General features: G+C 66.5%; 5 protein-coding genes. 3 read left to right on the top strand and 2 right to left on the bottom strand.

The annotated features are described in order from the left end of the window. Nucleotides 1-466 precede the first annotated feature (466 nt). Both smrA and ACQKDV_RS11770 read right to left on the bottom strand, forming a co-directional pair. Nucleotides 467-2,299 (bottom strand): multidrug efflux ABC transporter SmrA, encoded by a 1,833-nt coding sequence (smrA, locus tag ACQKDV_RS11775; protein WP_427783921.1) that lies wholly within the window; start codon nucleotides 2,297-2,299, stop codon nucleotides 467-469. 124 nt (nucleotides 2,300-2,423) lie between these two features. Then, entirely contained in the window at nucleotides 2,424-3,998 is a 1,575-nt protein-coding gene (locus tag ACQKDV_RS11770; protein WP_427783920.1) for a serine hydrolase, read from the bottom strand. A 110-nt stretch (nucleotides 3,999-4,108) separates the two neighbouring features. Between ACQKDV_RS11770 and ACQKDV_RS11765 the strand changes: the two genes are divergently transcribed. Genes ACQKDV_RS11765 through ACQKDV_RS11755 form a run of 3 tightly spaced genes read left to right on the top strand, consistent with a single transcriptional unit; the run spans nucleotide 4,109 to nucleotide 6,349 of the window. Further along, complete coding sequence (locus ACQKDV_RS11765) at nucleotides 4,109-4,552, top strand: VOC family protein (protein ID WP_427783919.1); 444 nt, start codon at nucleotides 4,109-4,111, stop codon at nucleotides 4,550-4,552. Further along, a complete protein-coding gene (locus ACQKDV_RS11760; protein ID WP_427783918.1) occupies nucleotides 4,549-5,367 on the top strand; it encodes a DUF72 domain-containing protein in 819 nt (272 codons plus the stop codon). Before ACQKDV_RS11765 ends, ACQKDV_RS11760 begins: the two co-directional genes overlap by 4 nt. Nucleotides 5,368-5,401: 34 nt before the next feature. Further along, nucleotides 5,402-6,349: a DMT family transporter gene (locus ACQKDV_RS11755; protein WP_427783917.1), complete on the top strand. Its 948-nt coding sequence runs from the start codon at nucleotides 5,402-5,404 to the stop codon at nucleotides 6,347-6,349. Nucleotides 6,350-6,459 lie beyond the last annotated feature (110 nt).

The following is a 6,459-nucleotide window of genomic DNA, read 5'->3' as shown; positions in this document are numbered from 1 at the left end:
GCGGGGGCTGGAGAAGGTGGATCAACTGTTCATGCTGAACATGACCGCCTACAACCTGGTGCGCATGCGCAGCTTGGGGCAGGTGTGCCTACAGGCCGGGGAAACGGTATGAAAAGGCCTGCAATCAGGTCGAATCAGGCGCTGGAGGCCATGCATTTGTGCCTGCATGGTCAATTTTTCACCAGGTCCGACATGCGGTGGAAAATGTTGACTGTGGCGCCTCGCGTGGCGACTGGTATTTCAGCAGCCTGCTATTGCCATCCACGCATGGCGTGGATCCACGGCACGCATGGTGTGGCTCTATTGCCATCCACGCATGGCGTGGATGTTCTCCGTTTGCCAGTAGATCCACGCCATGCGTGGATGGCGTTCAATTCACCGCACGATACAGCAGGCGCTTGAGCAGCGGCGCTGCTACCCAGTACGACCACGCCCTCCACCACCTGAAGATCCGACCCCGAAGCAATCATTGATCGGCCGCGACAAACCCACCGGTCTGACGCGCCCACAGCCGCGCATACAGGCCACCGGCGGCGATCAATTCGGCATGGGTGCCGGTCTCGGCGATGCGGCCCTGGTCCATCACCACCAACCGGTCCATGCGCGCAATGGTCGACAGGCGGTGCGCGATCGCAATGACCGTCTTGCCGCCCATCAACTCGTCCAGGCTGTCCTGGATCGCCGCTTCCACTTCAGAATCCAGCGCCGAGGTGGCCTCGTCCAGCACCAGGATCGGTGCGTCCTTCAGCAGCACCCGGGCGATGGCGATGCGCTGGCGCTGGCCACCGGACAGCTTCACGCCACGCTCGCCGACATGCGCGTCATAGCCACGACGGCCCTGACCGTCCACCAGCGTGTCGATGAAGGCCTCGGCACGCGCCTTGGCCACGGCCGCACGCAACTGCCCGTCGGTGGCATCGGGGCGGCCGTACAGGAGGTTGTCGCGGATCGAGCGATGCAGCAGCGAAGTGTCCTGGGTGACCACGCCGATCTGCTGGCGCAGGCTTTCCTGGGTGACATGGGCGATGTCCTGCCCGTCGATCAGGATGCGACCGCTTTCCAGGTCGTACAGGCGCAGCAGGATGTTGACCAGGGTCGACTTGCCGGCGCCGGACGGACCCACCAGGCCGATCTTCTCGCCTGGCTTCACCACCAGGTCCAGGCCGGCGATCACCCCGCCCTTCTTGCCGTAGTGGAAATGGATGTCCTGGAAGTGCACGCCGCCCTGGCTGACCTGCAGCGGCACGGCGTCCTCACGATCCTGCACGGTCAGCGGCTGGGCGATGGTGGTGATGCCATCCTGCACCGTGCCGATGTCCTCGAAGATGCCGTTGATGGTCCACATGATCCAGCCGGACATGTTGTGGATGCGGATGACCAGGCCGGTGGCCAGGGTGATCGCGCCCACGGTGATATGGCCGCCGTTCCACAGCCACAGCGCCAGGCCGCAGGTGCCGGCGATCAGGAAACCGTTGACGATGGCGATGGTCAGGTCCATGCCGGTGGTGATGCGGGTCTGCGCGCGGTGCTTGACCGCCAGTTCCTGGATCGACTCGGCCACGTAAGCCTGTTCACGGCCACCATGGGCGAACAGTTTCAGCGTGGGGATGTTGGTGTAGCCATCGACAATGCGCCCCATCGCCTTGGAACGCGCCTCCGATGCGATCCAAGCGCGTTCCTTCGCGCGCGGGACGAAGTACGCCAGGATCACAGCATAGGCCAGCAGCCACAGGATCAGCGGCACCATCAAGCGCCAGTCGGCCTGCGCGAACAGGTACAGCGCGGTGCCGGTGTAGACCACGATGTACCAGAGCGAATCGACCATCTGCACGGCCGATTCGCGCAGCGAGGTGCCGGTCTGCATCACCCGGTTGGCGACGCTGCCGGCGAAATCGTTCTGGAAGAAGCTCAGGCTCTGCCGCACCACGTAGTTGTGCATCAGCCAGCGCGAACGGTTGCTCAGGCCCGGCACGATGGCCTGGTTGACCAGCAGGTTGTGCAGGCCGACCAGGATCGGCCGGGCGATGACCGTGATGAACAGCATCCAGCCCAGTTCGTTGGCGTGGCGCTGGAAGAAACCGGCGCCGGGCTGCTCGGCGACCATGTCCACGATGCGGCCCAGGTAGTCGAACATCGCCACTTCCACCAGCGCCAGCAGCAGGCCGGCGATGAGAGTGGCCAGCAGTACCGGCCACACCGGGCGCAGGTAGTGCAGGTAGAACGGCAGCACCTTCTGTGGTGGCATGCGGCCGTCCACGGGCGGGAACACCGGAATCAGGGATTCAAACCAACGGAACATCACCTTCCCTCGCCAGATCAGCACGGCGATTATCCCATGGCCGGTGTGTGCCCTGTGTTCCAGGTAGTGCCGGCCGCTGGCCGGCAACCTCGCGATGATTGCCGGCCCGCGGCCGGCACTACCGTTATGGTGTGACGGGGGTGAACAGCAGGTCCTGGAAATCGAAGCTGAAATCGGTCAGGTCCGAGACCGACTGCATGCGCACCTCGCGCACCTTGCCATCCGGGTCCAGGCTGAAGTTCACGAACGCATCGGCATTGAGCGAGCGGTCATCCCAGCGCACGATGAAGGTGTCGTGCTGCCAGTGCTCCAGGCGGCCGCTCAGCTGCGCGGTGCTGGCAAAGCGCAGGCGCAGGCCCTTGCCTTCGGCCGACACCACCATGTCGCCATACCAGCGGTCGCGGTAGGTGGCGGCATAGGCGGCCAGCGGCAGCGACGGCATGCTGCCCTTGGCGCGCGCGGCCTGGTGCCTGGCCCAGGCTTCATCGGCCTTGTCCTGGCCCTTGGCCACGCCCTTGGCGTAGGCGTCGACCCAGTCATGCTTCTCGCCGCCCAGGTAGGCATCAAGCACGCTCAGGGTGATGGCGTTGAACGCCGCACCGGATTCCTGGTTGGTCAGCACCACCACGCCCAGCTGCTGACCCGGCACCAGGGTCAGGCGCGACACCATGCCCGGCCAGCCGCCGGTGTGCCAGACCAGCTTCTGCCCACGGTAGTCGCTCAGGCTCCAGCCTTCGCCATAACCGGCAAAGTTGGCTCGCGCCGGCTCCAGCTCGGGCACACTCGGTGCGGCGATGGCCTGCGGCGTGATCATCTGCCACATCTCCTTCTGGGTCTTGGCACTGAACAGTGGCGTGCCATCGGCCAGCTTGCCCTCGGCCAGCTGCACCTGCATCCAGCGGGCCATGTCATGCGCGCTGGAATAGATGCCGCCGGCACCGGCATTGTTCGACCAGGTCAACGGCGCGACGGTGCGCAGATCCTTGAAATCGTACTTGGCGTGGCCGACCGCCACAGTGTCACCGGCCTGCAGGTGGTCGGCGTTGTAGCGCGTGCCGGCCATGCCCACCTTGTCGAAGATGCGCGTCTGCAGGAACTGCTGGTAGCTCATGCCCGACACTTTTTCGATCACCTGCTGGGCGACCGCATAGAGGATGTTGTCGTAGGCATAGCGCTCGCGGAAGCCGCCCTTCAGCGGCACCTGGCCCAGCCGCTGCACCACCTCGGCATTGCTGTAGGAGGTGGTTGGCCAGAACAGCAGGTCACCGGCGCCCAGGCCAAGGCCGCTGCGGTGCGACAGCAGGTCGCGGATCGTCATCTGCCCGGTCACGAAGGGATCGGACATGCGGAACGACGGCAGATGATCGATCACCTTGTCGTCCATCTTCAGCTTGCCGTCCTCGGCCAGCAGGTTCAGCGCGGTGGCGGTGAAGGCCTTGGTGTTGGAGGCGATGGCGAACAGGGTGTCGGCCTGCACCGGCGCCGGCTTGCCCAGCTCGCGCACGCCCCAGCCGCGTTCCAGCACGATCTGGCCATCCTTGACCACGGCCACGGACACGCCGGGCACGTCGAACTGCGCACGCACACGCTCGACCGTGGCATCCAGATCCTGCAGCTGCGCCGGGGTGGGCGCGGCGGCAGCCGTATTCGCCATCGTTGCGCAGGCAAGCAGCACGGCGCCTCCAATCCAGTTGTTCATCCAGCACCATCTCCGAACGGGGGTGGCGTTCATGTGCAGGCCGTCACCGGGGTTTCGCGCGATGGTAACGGCCAGCGGCCAATGCTGCCCTGTGCCATAGGAGGGGTGTCATGGCCCACAGCGATCCATCCAGCACCGGTTCCACCATCATTCCGTGCCTGCGCTACCGCGATGCGCTGGCCGCCATCGACTGGCTGCAGCGCGCCTTCGGCTTCCATGCCCAGGCCGTGTATGCCGATGGCGATACGGTGTTCCATGCGCAGCTGGTATTCGGCGGCGGCATGGTCATGCTCGGCTCGGCCAGCAACAGCGGCGAATGGTCGAAGCTGGCGGTGATGCCCGACGAAGTCGGTGGTCGGCAGACCCAGAGTGCCTGCGTGATCGTTGCCGACGCCGACGCCCACTACGCGCGTGCCAAAGCGGCCGGCGCACGCATCGTCATCGACATCGCCGACCAGGATTACGGCGGACGGGGCTACGCCTGCGCCGATCCGGAAGGCTACCTGTGGTGGTTCGGCAGCTACGATCCGTGGCGCGCGGACCACGGCCAGTGAAGCCTGCGGCGATCCGTTGCGGCATCGGCGGCTGGGTGTTTCCCGCGTGGCGCGGCGGCGTGTTCTACCCCGCCGGCCTGCCGCAGCGCGAGGAACTGGCCCACGCCAGCCATGCCCTGCGCTGCATCGAGATCAATGGCATGTTCTACCGCACGCCTACCGAATCGCAGTGCGCGCAGTGGGCCGCGAGGACACCGGCGGGGTTTCGCTTCTCGATGAAGGCGCCGCGCTACCTGGTGCAGCGCCGCGATCTGTCGTCCACCGCCGAGGCGGCCGTCCCCTTTCTACAGGCCGCGCTGGCATTGGGTGACCGGCTGGGTCCGCTGCTGTGGCAGTTCGACCCCAGGCACCCTGCCGATGCGGAGGCGTTGGAAGCGCTGATGGCCGCGCTGCCGCAGACCCTGCAGGGCGTGCCGCTGCAGCATGCGCTGGAAGTGCGCAATGCACAGGTGCATGGACCTGAGCTGGTCGCCGCCGCTCGCCGCCATGGTGTGGCCCTGGTCATCGAGGACAGCGACGAAGCGCCGTTGCACGGCGATGTCAGCGCCGGCTTCGTCTACGCCCGCATCAAGCGCAGCCAAGCGCGACTGCGCGACGGCCTGCCACGCCCGCAGTTGCTGCGCTGGGCCGAACGGGCGCGGCGCTGGTCGCAGGGCGAACCGGTGCACGACCTGCCCTGCCTGGCCCAGCCTGCTGCGCCGCAGCCGCGCGAGGTCTACCTGCTGTGCATCGGCGCGGGCAAAGCACGAAACCCGGCCGCAGCGATGGCCCTGCAGCGGCGGGTCGACCACGCCGGCATTTCCACTGGCGGGTAGCCCTGCAGCGTCCGCCTTGCCTCACAATAGGCGGATGAGCACACCCGACACCCGCAAAGCGCTGTGGCAGATCCACTTCTGTGTCCTGCTGTGGGGCGTCACTGCCATCCTCGGCAAGCTGATCACCCTGCCCGCCCTGCCGCTGGTGTGGTGGCGCATGCTGCTGGTGGTGGTGATGCTGGCCGTGCTGCCACGGGTCTGGCGCGGGCTGCGCACCCTGCCCCTGCGGCTGGTGGCCGGCTATGCCGGCATCGGTGCGCTGGTCGCCCTGCACTGGCTCACGTTCTACGGCGCTGTAAAGCTGGCCAATGCTTCTGTGGCGGCCACCTGCATCGCGCTGGCGCCGGTGTTCACCTCCATCATCGAACCCTGGGTGGCCAAGCGGCCGTTCCAGCTGCGCGAGCTGGCCTTCGGCCTGGCGGTACTGCCCGGTGTGGCCCTGGTGGTGGGCGGCGTGCCCGATGGCATGCGCCTGGGCGTACTGATCGGCGCGCTGTCGGCCTTGCTGGTTGCCGTGTTCGGGTCGCTCAACAAGCGCATGGTCAGCCACGCCGACCCGTTGACGGTCACCGCGCTGGAACTGGGCGCTGGCACCCTGACCCTGACGCTGCTGGCCCCGCTGATGCCCTACCTGCTGCCGGCGCTGGCCAGCCCGCTGTGGGTGGTACCCAACCTGCACGACGGCATCCTGCTGCTGGTGCTGGCAGGTGCCTGCACCTTGCTGCCGTTCGCGCTGGCCCTGGTGGCCCTGCGCCATCTCAGTGCCTACACCGTACAGCTGGTGACCAACCTGGAACCGGTGTACGCCGTGCTGCTGGCGGTGGTGCTGCTGCGCGAGCAGCGCGAAGTGACGCCGTGGTTCTACCTGGGCGTGGCGATCATCGTCGGTGCGGTGTTCCTGCACCCGCTGCTGAACCGCCGCAAGCCCCTGCAGCATCCGGAAATCCTGGGCACCGCCGAGGTGCGCAACATCGCTGATTGAGGCGATTTTGTAGAGTCGAGCCGTGCTCGACTGCTCTCCGCGAAAATCAGCCAAGCATGGCTTGGCTCTACTGGGAAGCAGACGCAGCCGAGCATGGCTTGGCTCTACTG

The organism is Stenotrophomonas sp. NPDC077659 (genome assembly GCF_050268705.1).
Lineage (GTDB): Bacteria > Pseudomonadota > Gammaproteobacteria > Xanthomonadales > Xanthomonadaceae > Stenotrophomonas.
The sequence above is the reverse complement of the archived record's forward strand: the minus strand, read 5'-3'. Positions and strand labels throughout refer to the sequence as shown.

Coding starts and splice junctions, on each gene's coding strand:
- ACQKDV_RS11765 (WP_427783919.1), top strand. CDS start 4,109: ATGGCCCACAGCGATCCATCCAGCACCGGTTCCACCATCATTCCGTGC.
- smrA (WP_427783921.1), bottom strand. CDS start 2,299: ATGTTCCGTTGGTTTGAATCCCTGATTCCGGTGTTCCCGCCCGTGGAC.
- ACQKDV_RS11755 (WP_427783917.1), top strand. CDS start 5,402: ATGAGCACACCCGACACCCGCAAAGCGCTGTGGCAGATCCACTTCTGT.
- ACQKDV_RS11770 (WP_427783920.1), bottom strand. CDS start 3,998: ATGAACAACTGGATTGGAGGCGCCGTGCTGCTTGCCTGCGCAACGATG.